This is a genomic window from Levilactobacillus cerevisiae (genome assembly GCF_003946245.1).
In the GTDB taxonomy this organism is placed as follows: domain Bacteria; phylum Bacillota; class Bacilli; order Lactobacillales; family Lactobacillaceae; genus Levilactobacillus; species Levilactobacillus cerevisiae.
Genome location: NZ_RHNN01000021.1, coordinates 18,505 through 38,111, shown reverse-complemented (window position 1 = coordinate 38,111; position 19,607 = coordinate 18,505). Strand labels below are relative to the sequence as shown.

General features: G+C 51.3%; 15 protein-coding genes. 9 read left to right on the top strand and 6 right to left on the bottom strand.

All coding sequences use genetic code 11. The features are described from left to right. Positions 1 to 41: 41 nt before the first annotated feature. The 3 genes from EKM99_RS10625 to EKM99_RS10615 all read right to left on the bottom strand — a co-directional run bounded on the left by EKM99_RS10625 (position 42) and on the right by EKM99_RS10615 (position 5,208). The gene (locus EKM99_RS10625; RefSeq protein WP_125583399.1) at positions 42 to 1,649 is read right to left on the bottom strand and encodes a peptide ABC transporter substrate-binding protein; all 1,608 of its coding nucleotides are present in this window, start codon (positions 1,647 to 1,649) and stop codon (positions 42 to 44) included. A 589-nt stretch (positions 1,650 to 2,238) separates the two neighbouring features. Next, on the bottom strand, positions 2,239 to 3,423 hold the full coding sequence (locus EKM99_RS10620) for a metal-dependent hydrolase family protein (protein WP_125583398.1): 1,185 nt from the start codon (positions 3,421 to 3,423) through the stop codon (positions 2,239 to 2,241). Between the two features lie 183 nt (positions 3,424 to 3,606). Then, the gene (locus tag EKM99_RS10615) at positions 3,607 to 5,208 is read right to left on the bottom strand and encodes a peptide ABC transporter substrate-binding protein (protein ID WP_125583397.1); all 1,602 of its coding nucleotides are present in this window, start codon (positions 5,206 to 5,208) and stop codon (positions 3,607 to 3,609) included. Positions 5,209 to 5,855: 647 nt separating this feature from the next. Here EKM99_RS10615 and EKM99_RS10610 point away from each other — a divergent pair. Next, entirely contained in the window at positions 5,856 to 6,320 is a 465-nt protein-coding gene (locus tag EKM99_RS10610) for a VOC family protein (RefSeq protein WP_125583396.1), read from the top strand. 180 nt (positions 6,321 to 6,500) lie between these two features. Here EKM99_RS10610 and EKM99_RS10605 read toward each other — a convergent pair whose 3' ends face one another. Next, positions 6,501 to 8,393, bottom strand: coding sequence for a DUF5776 domain-containing protein (locus tag EKM99_RS10605; protein ID WP_125583395.1), 1,893 nt, complete (start codon positions 8,391 to 8,393; stop codon positions 6,501 to 6,503). Between the two features lie 151 nt (positions 8,394 to 8,544). Here EKM99_RS10605 and tnpA point away from each other — a divergent pair, with 151 nt between their 5' ends. Continuing rightward, the gene (gene tnpA / locus EKM99_RS10600) at positions 8,545 to 8,964 is read left to right on the top strand and encodes an IS200/IS605 family transposase (protein ID WP_125583394.1); all 420 of its coding nucleotides are present in this window, start codon (positions 8,545 to 8,547) and stop codon (positions 8,962 to 8,964) included. A 93-nt stretch (positions 8,965 to 9,057) separates the two neighbouring features. On the opposite strand, the gene EKM99_RS10595 is transcribed toward tnpA, so the two are convergent. Further along, positions 9,058 to 9,819: a MerR family transcriptional regulator gene (locus EKM99_RS10595; RefSeq protein ID WP_164511589.1), complete on the bottom strand. Its 762-nt coding sequence runs from the start codon at positions 9,817 to 9,819 to the stop codon at positions 9,058 to 9,060. A gap of 329 nt (positions 9,820 to 10,148) precedes the next feature. Between EKM99_RS10595 and EKM99_RS10590 the strand changes: the two genes are divergently transcribed. The 5 genes from EKM99_RS10590 (at position 10,149) to EKM99_RS10570 (ending at position 16,567) form a co-directional block, all read left to right on the top strand. Continuing rightward, positions 10,149 to 12,164, top strand: a complete 2,016-nt coding sequence (locus EKM99_RS10590; protein WP_125583392.1) for a DHH family phosphoesterase — start codon at positions 10,149 to 10,151, stop codon at positions 12,162 to 12,164. A gap of 69 nt (positions 12,165 to 12,233) precedes the next feature. After that, complete coding sequence (rplI, locus tag EKM99_RS10585; RefSeq protein WP_125583391.1) at positions 12,234 to 12,692, top strand: 50S ribosomal protein L9; 459 nt, start codon at positions 12,234 to 12,236, stop codon at positions 12,690 to 12,692. 303 nt (positions 12,693 to 12,995) lie between these two features. Next, positions 12,996 to 13,211, top strand: a complete 216-nt coding sequence (locus tag EKM99_RS10580) for a hypothetical protein (RefSeq protein WP_125583390.1) — start codon at positions 12,996 to 12,998, stop codon at positions 13,209 to 13,211. 210 nt (positions 13,212 to 13,421) lie between these two features. Further along, positions 13,422 to 14,813, top strand: a complete 1,392-nt coding sequence (gene dnaB / locus EKM99_RS10575) for a replicative DNA helicase (protein WP_125583389.1) — start codon at positions 13,422 to 13,424, stop codon at positions 14,811 to 14,813. A gap of 626 nt (positions 14,814 to 15,439) precedes the next feature. Beyond that, positions 15,440 to 16,567 (top strand): NAD(P)-dependent alcohol dehydrogenase, encoded by a 1,128-nt coding sequence (locus EKM99_RS10570; RefSeq protein ID WP_125583388.1) that lies wholly within the window; start codon positions 15,440 to 15,442, stop codon positions 16,565 to 16,567. 176 nt (positions 16,568 to 16,743) lie between these two features. Here EKM99_RS10570 and EKM99_RS10565 read toward each other — a convergent pair whose 3' ends face one another. Further along, positions 16,744 to 17,277 (bottom strand): flavodoxin family protein, encoded by a 534-nt coding sequence (locus tag EKM99_RS10565; protein WP_125583387.1) that lies wholly within the window; start codon positions 17,275 to 17,277, stop codon positions 16,744 to 16,746. A gap of 455 nt (positions 17,278 to 17,732) precedes the next feature. Here EKM99_RS10565 and EKM99_RS10560 point away from each other — a divergent pair, with 455 nt between their 5' ends. Together EKM99_RS10560 and EKM99_RS10555 are read left to right on the top strand one after the other, a co-directional pair. Next, positions 17,733 to 18,908 (top strand): MDR family MFS transporter, encoded by a 1,176-nt coding sequence (locus EKM99_RS10560; RefSeq protein ID WP_125583386.1) that lies wholly within the window; start codon positions 17,733 to 17,735, stop codon positions 18,906 to 18,908. A gap of 73 nt (positions 18,909 to 18,981) precedes the next feature. Next, positions 18,982 to 19,251 carry a hypothetical protein gene (locus EKM99_RS10555; RefSeq protein WP_125583385.1) on the top strand — a complete coding sequence of 90 codons (270 nt, stop codon included), beginning with the start codon at positions 18,982 to 18,984 and terminating at the stop codon, positions 19,249 to 19,251. Positions 19,252 to 19,607: the final 356 nt, after the last annotated feature.

Here is a 19,607-nt window from a genome sequence, read left to right as displayed (position 1 = left end):
TCTCGCCGGACAGTGACCGCTATTGACTACCAGTAATTGGTCTATTTCCAATAAGCATACTGATATTGTGCCTCGTTCAACAGAGAATAATGGAGTCCGCCGACCTTATTACTGATCAACTTGGCTTCCGACGGCTGGTAAAGCGGGACGTAGCCCTTGACGCTCATCAGGTATTTATCAGCTTTCATCAGGGCGTTGTAACGTGCTAGGCCGGTCTTACTGTCAGCGTTGGCCAGCAACTGGTTGTAGGTGGTGCTGGTCCAGTTCGTGAAGTTGACGGAATTCCCTTTGGCCGCCAAATTGAGGTAGTCGGAGGCATCCAACCAGTTGGTCGACCAGCCGGTGAGGTTCAGTTCGAAGGTACCGGCAAAATCGCGGGCAACGTGTTGGGCATGCGGGATGGCGGTTGTCGTGATGGTTAGGCCTTTGAGATTCTTTTCCATTACGGATTGAAGGTAGGCACCAACCTTTTTATCATCATCGGTGTCATCGGTCAAAAGGTTCAAGGCGACCTTGGTCTTGCCAGTTTCGTTCAGGTATTTGGCCCAGTAGCGTTTGGCCTTGGCGACGTTATGCGTTAACAGGTTACCGACTTGCTTGGCCATGTCTTCGCCAGTCTGCGGATTGGATTGGTCACCTTGAGGAACGGCGCTTAATGCAGGTTTGGAACCATCTTGCAATACTTGGCTGGTCAACTGTTTACGGTTGATGACATAGGATAGTGCTTGACGTAGATTGATTGATTTGGTGCTGGCCTTTTGACTATTGATGTACAGATAGTTCATTCGCCCAGTCACATGGGTGTGCAGGTCCTGGCTGTTACTATTGGCTCGGACGTATTCACCAGTCACGGTGGTTTCTTGGACCTTATCGCTCTTGAACAGGTTGGTGGCGGTGTTCACGTCCTTGGTTACGGCGACCTTGACCCGTTTGATCTGAACATTTTGGGCGTTCCAGTAGTGGGTATTCTTCACGTAATGCCAGGTGGCGTTACTCCCGGTCCAACCGACCAACTTGTATGGACCATTAGCCACCGTTTTAGCAGCGCTAGTCCCGTATTTTTGCCCGTGTTTTTTCACGGCTGCCGTGTTTAGTGGATAATATTTACTAGCGACCAGGTCGTTGAAGTAGGGCACGGCCTTGGTCAATTGAAATTGGAGCCTAGTCTTACTCAGCGCGGTCACGCCTAGCTTTGAAGCTGGCTGGGTGCCTTTTTGAATAGCGGCGTAATTTTTAAACGCTGACAGAACGCTTGCATATTGCGCCTTGGTCTTGGGATTGGCCATCCGCTGTAGGGAGGTGACAAAGTCCTGAGCCGTCACCCGCTGACCATTGGCCCACCGAGCGTTTTTCTTGAGGGTAAACGTATAGGTCTTACCGCCATTGGTCGGCTTCACAACTTTTGTGGCGACCCCCGCGACGATTTTATTGCGCTTGCTGTAGGTGTAGAGACCTTCCATGGTTTGATAGATAACGCTGGCACTGTTGGTGTCGGTATCCTTATTAGGGTCGGCGGTGGCTGGCTCACTATCGAGGGTCACGTTAAGCGTCCGGTTCTTATTGGTCGTATTGCCAGCCGCGCTCCCGCAGCCACACAGGGAAAGTAGAACGAGTAACGATAGTGGTGTTGCCCAAACAAAATGTTTCATGTGAAATACCTCCTAGAATACAATTGATTAGTGAATTAGCGGACGGTAGACACGAAAAAGCACCCCTACAGAAAATGACTCTCTGTAAGGGTGCTTGCGCACGGTACCACCTTATTTTTGCGACGCGAAAACGCATCGTCTAATTTATGAACGGCGAGCTTCCTAGAAGTCACGACCCCAAGGCTAGGATCGATGAAAGCCGCGACTACTCCCGCGATTCACTGCATTGATAACGGATGCTCCCGGTATGCACTTACTTGGTTTTCAGCTAACTGCTCCGAAGGGATGTTCACAGTGACTTGCTTGACCCGCTCTCACTTTACCGGGTTCGCTGACAAGCTGAGTCACTGCTACTGGACTTCATCATCACATTTTCATTTTCTAATCAATCGTTAATGATTGCTAGTTTACCACCAAAAGATGGATTGTCAACGATAAAATTTGAATTTATCTTTTGTGAGGGCGTCAACCATAAGGCCAGGTTCCGTTTTCAAATGCCGAGTTGCTAATGACATTTTCTGGTCGACTATCACGTAAAAGCAGCACATTCGCCGTCACTAAATTGACGCGAACGTGCTGCTTAAGTTAACTAGAATTGTTGCCGACCGCTTAGGTAGACGGCCTTATCTGCTTGGGTAACAGCTGCCGTGTCGGCTAGGGGATCACCCGTTAAGACCTGGAAGTCTGCGTACTTGCCAACCTCGAGTGTGCCGTAATCCGCGGATACACCTAGTAGCATTGCTGAATTGATGCTGGAACACTGGTAGGCTTGTGCGGGGGTCATCCCCACCTTGGTTAGTAGGCCAAATTCATCGGGCGTGCGGTCGAAACCGTTGAATGGCGTTCCTGCATCGGTACCACAGGTGAATTTCACGCCGATTTCAAACGCACGTTTCAGATTATGATAGGTGTCATCGATGGCATCAGCGGCCTTCTTGACCTCCCAATCGGGTAAGATACCACGGCCTTTTTCGGGAAGTACCCACTCCGCAATCAGTGTTGGGGTCAGGTAGGTACCCTGTTCAATCATTTGATAGGCTTCTTTTTCGTTGACGTAGAAACCGTGCTCGATGGAGTCCACACCAGCATCGAGGGCGTTTTGGATGCCTGGATTCCCTTCCGCATGGGCAGCAACGAGGCGACGTTTATGGTGCGCTTCTTCCACGGCAACGGTCATTTCAGGAACGGATAACTGGGGGTCCTCCATAAAATCATTGGGGGTCATCACACCGCCAGTTGCCATAACCTTGATACATTCAGCACCAGCCTTGAAGGCTTGACGAACTGCTTTACGCATCTCGTCTGGTGAATCGACCAAGTAGGCGGCGTTGCGACCATCCCCGTGACCGCCCGTCATAGAGAATGCCCGTCCAGACGCCATGATGTGGGGCGTACGGGGCAACTTGCCGTCTCGTTGTAGGCGCTTGAGCTTGATATCCACGTCATAGGTCGATCCACATTGGCGGATGTAGGTCACCCCGGATTTTAATAATTTCTGCAGGTTCTCATAGCCAAAGACGGCGGATTCCGTTTCAGACGCGCCGAAACTGCCACTGAAGGAATCGGGATTGCTGGTGATATGGGTGTGAACGTTGATAAAGCCCGGCATGACGTATTGGCCGTGAAAATCGACCTGTTCGTCGGCAGGTCCCGGTTGACCGGTTCCTCGTGCAGTTAGTCTACCGGTCGTCGTGTCTACGGTGAACCAAGCGTCAGGGGTGCTATGGTCGGTGGCGCCATCGAATAGCGTGCAGTTGTAGAATGTTTTGGTCATAAGCAAATTCCTCCTTAAATTGGGTACGGATGCGTTAGCTGATTTGATACAGTGAGAGAACGGTGGTCGCCTGATTGATTGTGCCACTGGGTGTTTGGAAATATGCAGCTTCTAAAACGCGCTACGAGTGGCAGACTCCTTAGCTCCGGTAACACTCAGAGTCCAGCTGCCTCTCTCCACGGTCTATTTCCAATAAGCATACTGATACTGGGCATCGTTAATCAGGGAGTACGTCAGCCCGCCGACCTGGTTGCTGATCAACTTGGCTTCTGACGGCTGGTAGAGCGGAACGTAACCCTTAACGCTCATCAGGTATTTGTTAGCCTCGACCAGGCCGTCGTAGCGCGCTTGACCGGTCTTATTTTTGGCGCTAGTCAGGATTTGGTTATAGGTGGTGTCGTTCCAATGGGTGAAGTTGACGGAGTTGTCCTTGGCTGCCAAATCCAGGTAGTCGGAAGCGTCTAGCCAATTGGTCGACCAGCCAATCAGGTTAATTTCAAAGTCACCGGAGAAGTCGCGGGCCACGTGTTGGGCGTGGGGCAGGGCGGTCGTCTTGACGGTCAACCCTTTAAAGTTTTTCTCCATGACGGACTGCAGGTAAGTCCCAATCTTCTTATCGTCATCGCTGTCATCGGTCAAAATACTGATGGTGGCGCTGGGTTTACCGGTTTCCTTCAAATATTTCTGCCAGTAGGCCTTGGCCTTAGCCACGTTGTGTTGTAGCAGATTTCCCGTCTCGGTCGCCATGTCGCCGCCGGTTTTGGGATTTGTTTGGTCACCCCGAGGAATGGCACTGAGAGCGGCCTTGGAACCGTCTTGAAGTACCTGACTGGTCAGTTGATTACGGTTGATGACGTAGGAAACGGCTTGGCGCAAGTTTTCTGAGTCGGTAACTTTTTTCTTGTGGTTAAAATACAAGAGATTCATCCGTCCCAGCAGGTGGGTGTGGAGCTGTTTTTCGTTGCCGTTAGCCCGAACGTACTCGCCACTGACGGTGGTTTCTTGAACCTTACCGGCCCTGAACAGGTTGGCCGCAGTTGATTCGTCCTTGGTCACGGCAACTTTGATCTTCTTGATTTTAACGGCCTTGGCATTCCAGTAATCAGGGTTCTTCACGTAATGCCAAGTGGAATTACTGCCAGTCCAGCCGACCAATTTATATGGCCCGTTGGCAACCGCAGTGGCGGCACTGGTCCCATACTTACTGCCATATTTTTTCACGGCCGCGGTGTTCAGCGGGTAGTACTTGCTGGCAAGCAGGTCGTTAAAGTACGGCACGGCCTTGGTCAGCTGAATGCGGAGCTTGGTCTGGCTGAGCGCGGTGATACCCAGCTTGGACGGGGAAAGCTTGCTATGTTGAATCGCGTTGTAGTTTTTAAATGCCGACAAAATACTGGCATACTGAGCCTTGGTCTTGGGGTCAGCCATCCGTTGCAGAGAGGTGACGAAGTCCTGGGCGGTCAGCCGTTGGCCATTGGCCCATTTAGCGTTTTTCTTCAGGGTAAATGTGTACGTCTTGCCGTGGTTGGTGGGGGTGACAACTTTGGTCGCCACCCCGGCAATGACCTTGTGGTTCTTGCTGTAGGTGTAGAGTCCTTCCATCGTTTGGAAAATGACGCTGGCGCTATTGGTATCGGTATCCTTGTTGGGGTCAACGGTGGCCGGTTCATCAGCCAAGGTGACGTTCAAGGTTTTATCTTTGGTCTGACCCGCGGCACTGCCACAGGCGCTCAGGGTAATGGCCATCAGCATGGCGACGGGAATGATCGTTGCAAAATGTTTCATGTGAAACAACCTCCTAGTTTCAATTGATTAGAAATGGCCGCGGACACAAAAAGCGCCCCTACGGAAATAACTTCTCCGTAAGGGCGCTGTCGCACGGTACCACCTTAATTTTTACTCGAACGTGAACGGCGACACTCCTAGAGGCGGGTTGTCATCAGCTAGGTCCGATGAGCCAGCCAGGTCGCGATTCACTGCAGGGATAACGGTTGCCACCGGTCGGGCTTACTATGAGTTCAGCTGACAGTTCAGAAGGGAGTTCGCGTCGTTAGCTTTGACCCGCTTGCACTTAACCGGGCTCGCTAACAATGACCAACGACGGTACTGGTCTTCGTCATCACTTTTAATTTTCTAATCAATTGTTAATGATTGCTAGTTTAGCAGGAATTTGGGGAATGTCAACGAGAAATTTGAAATGGGGGTGGTGCAGGACCGACATGATTTTCAGCGAATGCTATAGAAATAACTGCGCGTAAAATTGTGACTGAAAATCCCGATTTTTCAGGATGGGTAGGTGGCGAAGCGTTCTTTTCGGGCAACACCGGGCAATAATCAATCGTTAAAATAACAGATTCGTTAAGCCTAATCACTACATATTTGCCCGCAAGATTGGTACACTTAAGCCATCTAAATTGAGGAGATGTTGACCCATGCAATCCCGTTTAATTCCCAGTTTTTCGTTTAAAAATGCCAAAGATGCCTTGGCTTACTATCAAGATGTTTTCGGAGCGACCGACGTTTACCGGTTGAGCCCACAGGCCGGTCAAATCGAGCAGTTCCAGTTACCAGCCGATGCTGATTTGGACAGCATGACCATTCATGGTGGTTTTACCGTGCTGGGCATGAGTTTCCAAGTGGCGGATAGTTTCCGCGGCCCCGTGCAGTCATCGAACCAGGTCGACATGATTTTGGACATTGATGGGGATGACTCGGCTAGCGTTCAGGCGGCTGAGGACTTTTACCAACACTTGCAGGCCAGCGGCGAAGTCACCATCGACATGCCATTCGCTGAACAGTTTTGGGGCGGCAAGATGGGGCATTTCACCGACAAGTACGGGATTTCCTGGATGCTGCACGTGATGAAGTGGAGCGAGATTAAGGATCCGACGAAGTAATATCGATTTAATTGAGACGAAGATTAATTTAAAGGTTGAAGCGTAAAAAGACTGGCACCAACCAGAAGGTGGAGCCAGTCTTTTTGAATGCCGAGTGTTCAATCGACGCTGGACGACATCTTCGTCAGTGAGCATAGGGACTGCCACAAAGTAATTGTTCCACGTGAAACATAGCAATTTTCACCAGATCAACCGCACCTTTTGCGTGTTCGCCGTCACGTAGCCACCCGGGATTCGGTAACGACGTGGGCTGGCTGTGCTTAGGTCATCGGGATGAGCGCTGGTCCAACCGAGCACCTTCAAGCGGGTGCCCGGGGCGTAAGTTTGCAGGCGCTTCGTCAGGCTGGCCGTACCGTAACGGGTGACCCGCGTCTTCGTCTGGAGGCCCTTGGGTAGGGGATGGACGCCTGCACGAACTAGTCGGCGGTTGGCGGTTATGTAGGTGCCATTTGAAAGTTGCAACCGGGTCGTGAGGTGGCGTCGCTGGAAAGCCACCACCGACAAGACGGTGCCTTGCGGATAGTGGGTGACGGGGTTGCCAGCGGACAAGTTCGGTTGCGGATGGGCCACGATACCCGCTGGATTGATGACGGTGACGTGATGTGGTGTCGATTGGTAGTAGGCCGAAGTTACGTACTGGGGGTCGGCCGTCACGTACCCCGTTTGCCCGTCCGTTGCGCTACCGTGGTTAATATCACGGACGAAGTAACGGCGACGACCGGCGTGTGACCGTGCTTCGCTGAGAATCACAAACAGGGGGCGATTCGCGCGTGGTTGCTGGGCGTATTTTGCTTGACGCGCCTGGTGGGTAAAGGTGGCCTGCTGGTAGCGGTAGAGTGTTTCTGTTGCGTAGACGACCCGGGGGTGAGCCATTGGCTGCGGGTGGGTGGTCGGTTTCGGTGGTAGTAACGGTTGTGGTCGATTAGGTGTTGGGGATTGCGGTGGCACCGTCGCTGGTTTGCCGGGCTTGCTGTCGGGACGTGTTGGCGGGCTAGGTTGCGGTGCTGGAGCGGCTGCCACCGGGGCCTTCTGCCATTTTAGCCGGTAATATTGCATGCCATCGGAGGTAAGCAGACTCCCATCGGAATAGACGGTGGGGTCCATGAAGGAAAAATTGGAAGATCCCTGCTGATGGGTCAAAATGAGCCACGGGGTCCCGGAGAAAACGCCGCTCACCAGCATATCGGTACCGTCCAGTGTAAGTTTCTGACCAAAGTAGCCGGCAGTACTAGTCTGTACCGGCTCGCCGTCGAGCCCCTTGACGCGTGCTGGTAGGCGAACGACGGTATCCGACGTGAAGGTGGTGGGATCGATGTAGGTGAATGCATGTTTGAAGTCGACAAACTCGCCGTAGCCCACAACATTGACCTTGCCAAACTTTCTAAAGTAGGAGAAGTCGGTCAGGCACTGATTGCTGAAGGCGAAGCTCATCGTGCCATCGTCAGCCCGGTGTTTAAGCCGGCCAAACTGGCTAAGCACGGGTTCAAGCAGATGGATATCCGCGTTGGTCAGGCCAGTCGCATTGCGATAACGGTTCTGCCCATTTAAACCGGATTCGCGGTAAGAAACGACTCTAGGGTCTTCTAGCACGCGGATCTGGTTGACGACCGTGAAATTAACATCATGCATGTCATCCTGAGCGAGGGTCAGACTCCCCGATACGGGTACCCCTCGTAATGGTGTCCAGGAGACGTGCGGCGCGAGGTCGAATTGAATATCCGCACCAATCCCGGCTGGCAACTCCCGGAGACTTTGTAGCCCCTCCAGGGAGGTGGCAACGACGCGTCCGTCAGAATCGTTAACGGCGAGCTGGCGGCCGTGGTAGTGGCGGATGGCGCCGTACGTGACCGGCTGGCCAGCACGGTCAAGCCCCTTGGCAACCAGCGCTGCTAAATTGGGGTCCGCAAAGACAACGGGATCTTGGTCACTGTGAGTCGTGTGAACGGTCTGCGCGGGTGACTGGGCGCCAGTGGTCTGTGCGGAGCTGGGGATGGGGGTCAGCACACCCCAAAAGATGGTGAGGCTGATGATAAACAGCCAGAGGCGTTGCTGATTTTCCAAATGCTCCCCCACGACAAGTCCCCCCTTGCGTGCCAATCTGAACAGATTACGGCTTCCAATAAGTCATCAATTTTGGCGGCGTTCTAAGTTGCTTACAGCATAGCATATGAGTATACTTAAAGCATAGCGAATTGTCTTATAAATATATTTATAGGAGGTACATATGAGTGACGAAAACGAGGTCATCCACGAGCGCGGATACGACTACAAGTGCCATTTTCAATTGATCTGGACGACTAAGAAACGGCAAGCCATATTTACGACGCCACAACTGGTGGCAGACATGACAGCCATTTTACAGCGCATCGCCGGTCTCAATGAAGTGACCATTGTCCAAGTGGCCGTGTATCCGGCAGACGTTGACCTGGTGCTTAGTTTTAAGCCGAAATACGCCCCCACCAACGTGGTCAAAGCTTTCAAGGGCGGGTCAGCGCGACTGTTCTTTGAGGCGCATCCTGAGATCAAAGCGCAGCAAGCCGAGACGGGGCATCTGTGGGCCAATAGTTACTTTATCCGGACGCTGGGGGATGGGAGTTCTGCGGCTGCGGAAGCTTACTTGGCAAAGCAAACTAAGCACGCCTGAGGTCCGGCGACTCAATGCCACCCAAGCGGGTAAATCAGCGTAAAAAAACCGCCCAAGCCCCTTGCCATTGTTAGCGAGGGATGGGCAGTTTTCCTACTGCGCATAGCGTAAAATCACGGCCACCAACGTTTCTGTGGCATTGGGCAGGCCGACGTGCTGGTTGTAGTAGCTGGCAAAACGCTCGTCAGCCGCGTACATTTTGGCCAGGCCGCGGTGGGCGACGGCGGTGTAATTGTTCCACGTGAAACATAGCCACTGGCGGTGCAACTTGTATACGCGGCGGGCGTCGTCACTGTCCAGGTCGCCGGTCGTTGTCACGGTTTTCAGTGCGGTAAATAGCGCCTGCTCCGTGGCCTGCATGTGCTGGTAGTCGGTCTCGCTCAGACCAGCAAACTTCTGTTGGCTGGCGGTGTACGTTGCGGTACCATAGCGTTTGCGAGCCTCAGAACCAAACTGTTGGTCGTTTTGCGCCAGCTGTTCGCGCTTAAAGGCAGCAAATTTTTCTGTATCGGCCATCTGGGGACCTCCGTTTCTGGCCGCAAGGGTGCGGTCCAGCGTATTCAGCAAGGCCGTGAGGTGGTCCCGCTCGGTTGCCAAGGTCTGGCGTTGGGCAGCCAAGGCCGCGGTCTGCTCGTTACTGGGCCGGGCCAGTAAGTCCTGAATGGCGGTCAAGCTAAAGCCAAACACCTGAAAATAGCGAATCAATTGGAGCTGATCCACGGCAGTTGCGGGATATTCCCGGTAGCCGTTGGTTGGATTACGTTGCGCCGGCAGTAGGCCAATTTGGTCGTAGTACCGGAGTGTTCGGGGACTGACGCCAGCGAGTTGCGCGAGCGTTTGGACACTGTAAGTCATGGCAACCACCTCCTGTTCTTGCTTAAAATCTACTATAGTGGTTGTCGTTACGTCAAGGTCAAGCGAAAGTTTTTCGATGTCGTGGCCAACCGACCTGAACGCGTAGTCGTGCGTCCCGTAAGTGAGTGGCGGGTAGACCACTTGCCAATTTTTCATCAGGCCCTAAGAATCCGAATGCAGGCCCGCCATGCCGCGGTTTCATCCAAGAACGTTACTTTGTGCTCATCCCGAAGTGTGCTAAAATAAAGGTATTATTTGTATCTTTCTGACCCGGTAAAAATTACTGGGCTAACCATAACTTTTCCAGATGAAACAGATGAGGAGTCAGTATGAATAAAATATTTTCACGAGACAACGTGCCCGAATTTCTCCAGAATCGGCGGTTGCGGGGAATAGCGGTGTTGACGGCGTTACTGGCCATTCTTGGCATTGTGCTATCATTTCTGTTGAACTGGATCTTCGGGATCGTGATTCTGGTGTTGGTGGGGGTTGCGACGCTGTACCTGTTCAACACCATGGCGGAAATTGGCGCGGACACCACGCAGTACATTTCCGACCTGTCATTTCGGATTCAGCAGGGTGAGCAGGAGGCGTTGATTCGAATGCCGCCTGGCGTCATGATCCTGGGCGATACCGACCAGATTGAGTGGGTCAACCCCTACCTGCAACAGTATTTCGGCGACACGGACGTCTTGAACCGACCGTTGACTGAGATCGATGCCGACCTGGCAAAATTGGTGGCCACCACGCCACCGCAAACCATGACGACCGTGAGTTGGCGTGACTACCGCTTTACGCTGTACGTCCAACCGGATTTTCACGCCGTCTACCTGTACGACATCACCCATTTTCAGCTGATTCAGGAACAGTACGATGACGAGAAAATTGCCATCGGTCAGGTGTTCTTGGACAACTATGATGAAGTGACGCAATCAATGACCGATCAAGATATTTCCAACCTGCGAAACTACGTGACCAACGAGTTGTCGGCCTGGGTGCAGCAGTTTGACATGTACCTCAAGCAACTGGACGATGACCACTACTTCGTGCTGGCTTACGCCAAGTCGCTAGCGGCCATCGAGGCGGATAAATTTAAAATTCTCGATACCATTCGCGAGAGCACGTCCAAGCAAAACTTCCCGCTGACCCTGAGTATGGGAATTGCTTACGGCGATGCAAACCTGAACAAGCTGGCCGACCAAGCGCAGAGTAACCTGGACCTGGCACTCGGGCGGGGTGGGGATCAAGTCGTGGTTAAGGCCGCCGATCAAGAGGCCCGGTACTACGGCGGTAAGACCAACCCGATGGAAAAACGGACGCGGGTGCGGGCACGGATGATTTCACAAGCCCTACAAGAGCTGATGAACGAATCCGACCAAATCTTCGTTCAAGGCCACACCCAACCGGATATGGATTCGCTGGGGGCCTGTCTCGGGATTCGGCGGATTGCCAAGATGAACAACAAGACCTGTTGGATCGTCCTCGACAAAGAAACCGTGCATTCCGACGTGCAACGCCTGCTGGATAACCTCAAGGCCTATCCGGACGTGGACGCCGCCATTATTTCGCCGGAAGAAGCACTGGCTAAGGCCACCGATCAGAGCATGCTCTTGATGGTGGACCACTCCAAACCGTCGATTTCCATTTCCGCTGAGCTCTATCAACGCCTGGAAAACCGGGTCATGATCATTGACCATCACCGGCGGGGCGAAGAGTTCCCTGAGAATCCACTGCTGGTCTACATTGAACCGTACGCAAGCTCCACTTGTGAATTGATTACCGAAATGTTCGAGTATCAATCCCAAGAGGGCGAGCCGATTAACAAGCTGGAAGCCACGGCAATGTTGACCGGGATCTTCGTGGATACCAAGCACTTTTCACTGCGGACCGGGACCCGGACGTTTGACGCCGCCAGTTATTTGCGGTCAGCCGGGGCCGATGCCATTGAAATGCAACAGTACATGAAGGAAAACGTTGATAGTTACCTGCAACGCAACCATTTGATCGAAATGGTCGAGTTCGTTAACGAAGACATGGCGCTGATCACGGGAGAAGAGGATCAAACCTACGATCCCGTTACCGCGGCTCAGGCGGCTGATGACCTCCTGAACATGTCCGGCGTCGACGCTTCGTTCGTGATTACGCGGCGCGCCGATGGTCGGGTGGGGATTTCTGCCCGGTCGTTGGGTGAAATCAACGTGCAGCTGACCATGGAAGCTATGGGCGGTGGCGGACACCTGTCGAACGCGGCGACCCAGATTGCCGACAAGACGGTGGCCGAGGTCAAGCAACAATTGTTAGATATTCTGAATCACGCCGACGAGTCTGAGCCCGCAACGACTTAGTTAATTGCTTCTCAGGCTGAGGTGGCGTAGGATAATTATTAGATATGTAATAAGTGAGGAGTGAACGACGTGAAAGTTATTTTTGTGAAAGACGTTCGCGGTAAGGGTAAGCGCGGGGAAATCAAGAATGTTCCTGACGGTTACGCCCAAAACTTCCTGATCAAACGGGGGCTGGCTAAGGAAGCCAACCAATCCGCCATGAGTCAGTTGAGTGCCGAACGCAAAGCGGAACAACGCCGTGAAGCTGATGAATTAGCTGAGGCCAAGGACTTGCAAAAGCAGTTGGAGGCCGACAAAACGGTGGTTGAAATTGTGGCGAAGGCCGGCGAGGATGACCGGTTATTCGGCTCAATTCCAAGCAAGCAAATCGTTCAAGCCTTACAAAAGCAATTCGATTTGAAGCTTGATAAGCGCAAAGTTGAGCTCCCAGAACCAATTCGGACGCTGGGCTTCACCAACGTGCCCGTTAAGCTCCACACTGACGTGACCGCAAAGATTCGGGTTCACGTGGTTGCGAAACAGAAATAACGCGTTAGCTAATTGCGCATTCGGAAAGGTCACCTGATTGGGTGGCCTTTTTTTATGGGTAAAATTGAGTTGGATTGACGCGCTCCAGTGAAGGCTGGGAGCGACTGCCACAGGACAACCCCTATTTCGACAAAATTTGACGATTGATAGGGTAAATCAATTTATCTGAAAGTTAACAAGAGTATTGTGGAGACATCGATTTTAACCACGAAGCTAAGTACGCCAATAACGATATGTTTATATATAAAACGTTATTGATTATATATATATCAGGTGTACACTAATCTCAAGGAGATGATCAACATGTTATGGCAGTCATCGAAATTTTGGGTTAGTTGGTTATTTATTTTGAATTTCACAGGCCTGATTACGGACGGAAACTTTGGCTTTATGTGGTTCTTGAACTTGGTGCTGGGGATTGTGGGCCTGATTTTTCCGGCAGCGGCGATTGTTGATTGGCGATCAGGAGCCAATTCCGGCGGCTCGAATTATTCTGATGGGTCACATCAAATGAATTGAAAATGCAACACATTACTAAATCCGTCACCTTGATAACCTTGGAATGACGGATTTTTATTTTCCTCACAAAGGTCGGTCAACCGCGGTAGACAGGGCTTACATTTGCGCGTGGAAAAAAGGCACGCTTAGATTAACCAGCGACCCCCATTCCATGGTAAAATGGAACTCTAGTTTACGTCGGAAGGTTTGCTAAAGAGGGAAAAACTAAGCATGGATAATAACGTTCTCACAGATCACACACCACCACAGAACCTCGAAGCCGAAAAGGCCGTCCTCGGGGCGATCTTTTTGAGTACCGACGCGTTGGTGGATGCGCTGGAATACCTGGCCCCAGAGGACTTTTACCGCCGGGAACACCAGATTATTTTCCAAGCCATGATGGACTTGAACGACCGCGATGAAGCGATTGATGTGGTCACGATTACCGACCGGCTGACGTCCAAAAATGAATTGGACGATGTGGGCGGCATCACCTACATCGCTGAGCTGGCGAGTTCGGTGCCCACCGCAGCCAACGCAACTTACTACGCGAAAATTGTTCAGGAAAAAGCCATTTTACGGCGCCTGATTCAGACGGCCACGAACATTGCGACCCAGGGGTACCAGCAGGACGAAGACGTTTCCGACCTGTTAGATAACGCCGAAAAGGACATCATGAGTGTCGCTGAGACGCGGAATCAATCCGGGTTCAAGCCAATTCGTGATGTGCTGAACAGTTCCTTTGAAGAGATTAACAAATTGTCCGAACAAGGGGACGTCATTACCGGGCTGTCGACGGGCTACGCCGAGCTGGATAAGATGACGACCGGGTTGCATGATGATGAATTGATGATTTTAGCCGCCCGGCCAGCCGTCGGGAAGACCGCCTTTGCGTTGAACATCGCCCAAAACGTGGGGACTAAGACCGACAAGACAGTTGCCATTTTCAGTTTGGAAATGAGCGCCGAATCGTTGGTTAACCGGATGCTTTGTGCGGAGGGCTCCATCGACGCCAATCATTTGCGAACGGGACAACTGTCCGAAGAGGAATGGCAGAATTTGATTGTGGCCATGGGGAGTCTAGCCAAGGCCAGTATTTACATTGACGATACCGCCGGGAATAAGATTACGGAAATCCGGGCGAAGTGTCGGCGGTTGGCCAAAGAACGGGGCAACCTCGGCTTAATCGTGATTGATTACCTCCAGTTGATTGAAGGCAGCAATCACGAAAGTCGGCAACAAGAAGTTTCCGATATTTCGCGGCAATTGAAGAAATTGGCCAAGGAATTGCACGTGCCAGTCATCGCGCTATCCCAGCTCTCACGGGGTGTGGAGCAGCGGCAAGACAAGCGGCCCGTGCTATCCGATATTCGGGAATCTGGGTCAATCGAACAAGATGCCGATATCGTGTCGTTTCTGTACCGGGATGATTACTACGAACGGGATGGCGACGAAGACGGTGGCGGTAACGACAGTGATCCCCGGGATGACGGCGATCAGGATGTCGGGGAAGTCGAAGTCATTATTGAAAAGAACCGGTCGGGTCCGCGGGGAACGGTGAAATTGTTGTTCGTGAAGTCGTTCAACAAATTTTCGTCCGTGGCGTACACGCCGGATCAGTAGACAGGATAGGGTTGCTAGCGGCTTTGCAGCGGGCGGCCTTATTTTTTGTGGGGACGATTGTGGTGACTTAACCGGATGAATTTAGGACTCATGCATAAATTTATGAATAAACGCGACTGTTCTGCATAAAGTGGGGTGCGGAAGCGTTATTTTAAAGATTGTTGCCTGAACTTAATAAAAATAGTTATGGGCCAAACTCCTTGTGCCCCTAAGGTTGTCACCCCATTAGTAATAAATATCCGCAAAATTCATAAGAGTGTGCCAGAAAGTTCACAATTTCATCATATTTTCCCATTATTATATGAAGCATAGAAGTTAACCAATAAGGTTGCTTCTACCAAAGATTAACAATCTTTTTTCATGTACTCCTCCTCCCCTGGAATAATGAAAAAATAGTTAACGTCATTCTTATAATAGTGACGTTACCCCTACTCCGATGACCATCGCTTTCCCCGAGCGGTGGTTTTTTTGTGCCTAGAAATTGTTTTGGGGGGTGGCTCATGGAGGCCTTGCTGGGAGGTAGTGAGAAGTAACTTATAATTGTTTGTTAGTTCACTTGACGTAATAGGTCAGCGGCCGGTAAGATGAAAGCGTTACCAATTCATCTACAAAAGGAGTGGCTACAAATGACGAAGAAAGTTCAAGCTGCAGTGGTTGAGAAGCGGAATGCGCCCTTTGAAATGAAACAAATCTTGGTTGATGATAATCCAGGACCCAAAGAGGTATTGGTACATATCGTGGCGAGTGGTATCTGTCACAGTGATGAGGCTGTGCGGGTAGGCGATGCTGGTGATTTGCCGCTGCCAGTTGTACTGGGTCACGAAGGTGCTGGGATTGTTGAGAAAGTTGGTAACGCCGTTGATGGTGTAAAGGTTGGCGACCACGTCGTTTTGTCTTACGATTATGATGGCACTTGTGACAACTGTTTGGCTGGGCAACCGGCTTCCTGTGTTAATTGGGGACAACTGAATATGGGTGGAAAGCGGCCGAATGGACAGGCCAGTTTTACTAAAAACGACGGTCAAGAGGTCAGCAATTTCTTCAATCAATCGTCATTTAGTACAACAACGTTAGTACAAGACCACAACGTGACAGTCGTGGGCAAAGACGTCGACTTGCGGAAGGTTGGTCCGCTGGGATGTGGTTTCGTGACAGGGTCTGGAACCATTTTCAACACGTTAAAGCCAGAACCGGGCTCATCCATTGCTATTTTTGGAACGGGTGCGGTGGGTGACGGTGCGCTAATGGCGGCGAAGGTTGCCGGCTGTACCCAGATTATTTCTGTGGATATCAAGTCGAATCGGTTGGAGACGGCCATTGAAATTGGTGCGACGGACACGGTCAATTCGGCTGAAACTGACCCCGTTGAAGCGATTCATAAGTTGACAAATGGTAAGGGTGTTGATTATGCGGTTGATACCACTGGGATTAACAGTGTAATGCGGCAAGCATTGGATGCAACTGGTATCAACGGGGTCTTCGCGCCGTTGGCCGTTGCGCAAACAAAATTAGAAATTGTCCCATTCATCGATTTAGTTAGCCCACAAAAGACTATTACTGGGGTTGTCATGGGGAATGCCGTGCCGCAGATTGAATTGAAACGTCTGATTTCTTTGTGGCAAAAGGGCCTCTACCCATTTGATAAACTAGAAAAAATGTTCAAATTCGCCGATATCAACGAGGCGGATAAGGCGTCAACCAGTGGCGAAGTGATCAAGCCCGTCCTAATCATGGATGAAGATTACACCGTCTAAATGAGATAAATAAAGTCCGGCATACCCAACAGAAATGGTGGTATGCCGGACTTTTTGTACTTGATTAAGTTTTAGAATGTTTCACATGAAACATTGTTTGGATTTGATTGGTTGTGGCATCTGTTGGCGTATATCCAGCGGTATATCACAACGTTTATGGATATCAATCTACAAGGTTAGATGACCCGCGTCCGCAGGCGACTGCCTAACTGCCAAAAACTGCTCGGAAAATCAGCCATGTTGCGGACATCATCCGGACCGTCGGCGGTTACTGTGGCCGTGCCCTCAAAGTGCATTTGCAACCACTCACACGAATGTTGAACGGCTTGGGTGATGCCCAGCGCCTTGGTCTGGGGCTGATCAGCGCCAACCACCAAGAGATACACGCGCTTGTGACTGAAGTCAAAATCGTTGGTATAGCTGTCAAACCAGCGATCCATGAACACTTTGAGCTGACCGGTCATGGCATACCAGTAGACGGGGGTGCCCAAAATAATCTCATCGGCCGCGGCGAAGGTCTTCATGAGTTGTTCATAATCGTCGGTCGCGTCCATTTGCGGGTGATCGGTATCGCGAAAATCCTGGACGAAATTGAGATGATAGTCGCCTAGATTTAACGTGTCATGGGGAATGTCATGCAAGAAGCGTTCCCCGAGCGCGGCGGTGTTCCCGTGTTGACGGGGACTGCCATTGATAAATAAAACGGTCATCAGTGATGCCTCCTTTGCTTGTAGTGTACGGGAGATGGCGGGGAAATACAATGAGCGCGTGCTGATTAGCTGAAATCGAATGAATCAGAATTGTAAATCAGGGACCATGAGGTGTCTAGCACCATGTGGTTAGACGTGGCGCGTAGAAATAGAAGCCTGATATTGTAGGTTAAACTAATGTTGGCCGCAGGGCTGGTGAAAATGAGCCAAGCCGTGGGAATTGCCTTAGCGGCGAAGGCCGGTTAGGCAATTGCTATTTTTGAGACTCGGGGTGTGAGGCTCAAAGTAAGCTCGGAGACCGGTCTTTAGCTCCGGGCGGGCGCCCACCGCGGTCCGGTCTCATTTTCACCAGCCCAGAGGCCCTGGCAACGATCCGTTTAACCAAGCTTCAATTTCGGCGGGACGTATGCTAGAATTAATCTAATTGAATTTTAATCTTTGAGAGAAGGCGTCTTATGCAAGAGATTCGTTTGCGCTGGTTGTTGCTGGGCGCGTTGTTCAGCAGTATCGGCATGAGCTTCATCTGGCCGCTGACCACGATTTACATGCACAACCGGCTGGGGGCCTCACTGACTGAGGTCGGGATTATTCTGCTGATGTATTCTTCGGCAAATGTGGTCGGGAGTGTGATTGGCGGCCGACTATTTGACCGGTTGAACCCGTATTTTTTAATTATTGGCGGGGTTAGCGTCTCGTTGCTCACCTTGGGTACCTTGATTTTCAGCCACGGCTGGCCAGCGTTTCCAATTGCGCTAATCTTCCTGGGCCTGGCCTCTGGCTGGACCCTGACGATGGTCAACTCCCTGGGGACCACGATTCACAGCCGCGACGGTCGTTATGTTTTTAACATGCTCTACTTTGCGCAAAATTTAGGTGTTGTCCTGGGGACCGCAATGGTGGGCTTCGTCTACAGTACCAGTGTGACGCTGCTATTCGTGATTGCGTTTAGCCTATTTGTCTGCTTCTTCGTCGTGGCGGTCAGCTGTTACCACGCGCCGGCCGTGATGCAACGTCAAGTGGTGAGCAAGCAGATGCAAAACGTCCACATTGCGCTGCCCAACCGGCGAATCATGGCCACGTTTTTCGTGTCGCTGATTGTCATTTGGATCATGTACGAGCAGTGGGCCTCCAACCTGTCCGTGTACATGACCGGGATGGGCATTCCGATGCGGGATTACAGCCTGTTGTGGACGATTAATGCTGGCCTGATTGTGGTGTTCCAGACGCTGTTAAATTGGCTCGCCAACTTCTTCAGCAATCTCTACTTGCAGGTGTACGTCGGGATTTTCTTTGTGGCGTTGTCGTTTGTCACCTTGATTTTTGCCAAGGATTACCTGCACTTTGTGATTGCCATGGTGATCCTGACGATGGGTGAAGCCACGGCGTTCCCCGCCATTCCGGCAATTGTCAGCAGTCTGACACCCCACGTGGTGAAGGGCAAGTACCAGGGGATGGCCAACGCTTGGACCAGTGTCGGGCGGGCGTTCGGACCGCTGTTTGGTGGCCTGGTCATTGATCATGCGTCCTATACGTTGTTATTTATTATCGCAGCCGGTGCCATTCTCCTGATTTTAGGCCTGAATGCGGTCGTGATTTCCAGCAACCAACACAATGTGGAAATTTATAAGTAGGGAATTTGACTTTTTGGTGTATAATCAAGGAAGAGGAAGTATTACGCACTAAAGGGAAATCAGGGGAAAGCACATGAAAAAAAAATTCAGGGGAATCGGTGGGATTCTGCTGGGCCTAGTTGCTGGAGGTTTGCTATTCAGTCAGGTGCCGCAGAATCAATCCACTGTGACGGATTCAGTAGTCCAGCCAGCGTCTGGCCAGACTGCCGTGCAGCTCGACACAACGGGTAAGGGGCACGTTGCGGTGAAGACGCAGACGACGACTAGTCAAGCGGGGAAGACGGTCAGCCGGCAAACGACGACCGTGTCGCAAGGGCAACGACAACAAAACGCGAATAAATAAAAAGTTTTAAGCAATTTTTAACGGTTTTTATTCAAGAATATACAGCAGAGTTAACCTACGGCGACGCGGGTTAGCTCTTTTTTTCGTGAAACGGCAGAAAATATACATTAAAGTGAATGTTTATAAAACGATTGACATTAAAAATGAATGATGATAGATTATATACCAATCAAGAAGACGTTGCCCAGAAGAGTAGCCCTTCACCGTTTGTTTAGCGAGTCCGGGGCGATGGAAGCCGGATGAAACGGTTAGGGTGAAGCGCATCTGGAAGTTGGCGGGGTGAAATTAGTAGCCGCGCCTGGGTCGTGCCCATTAACGCACGGGTGTGAAAAGCACCATGAGAGATAAAACAAGGT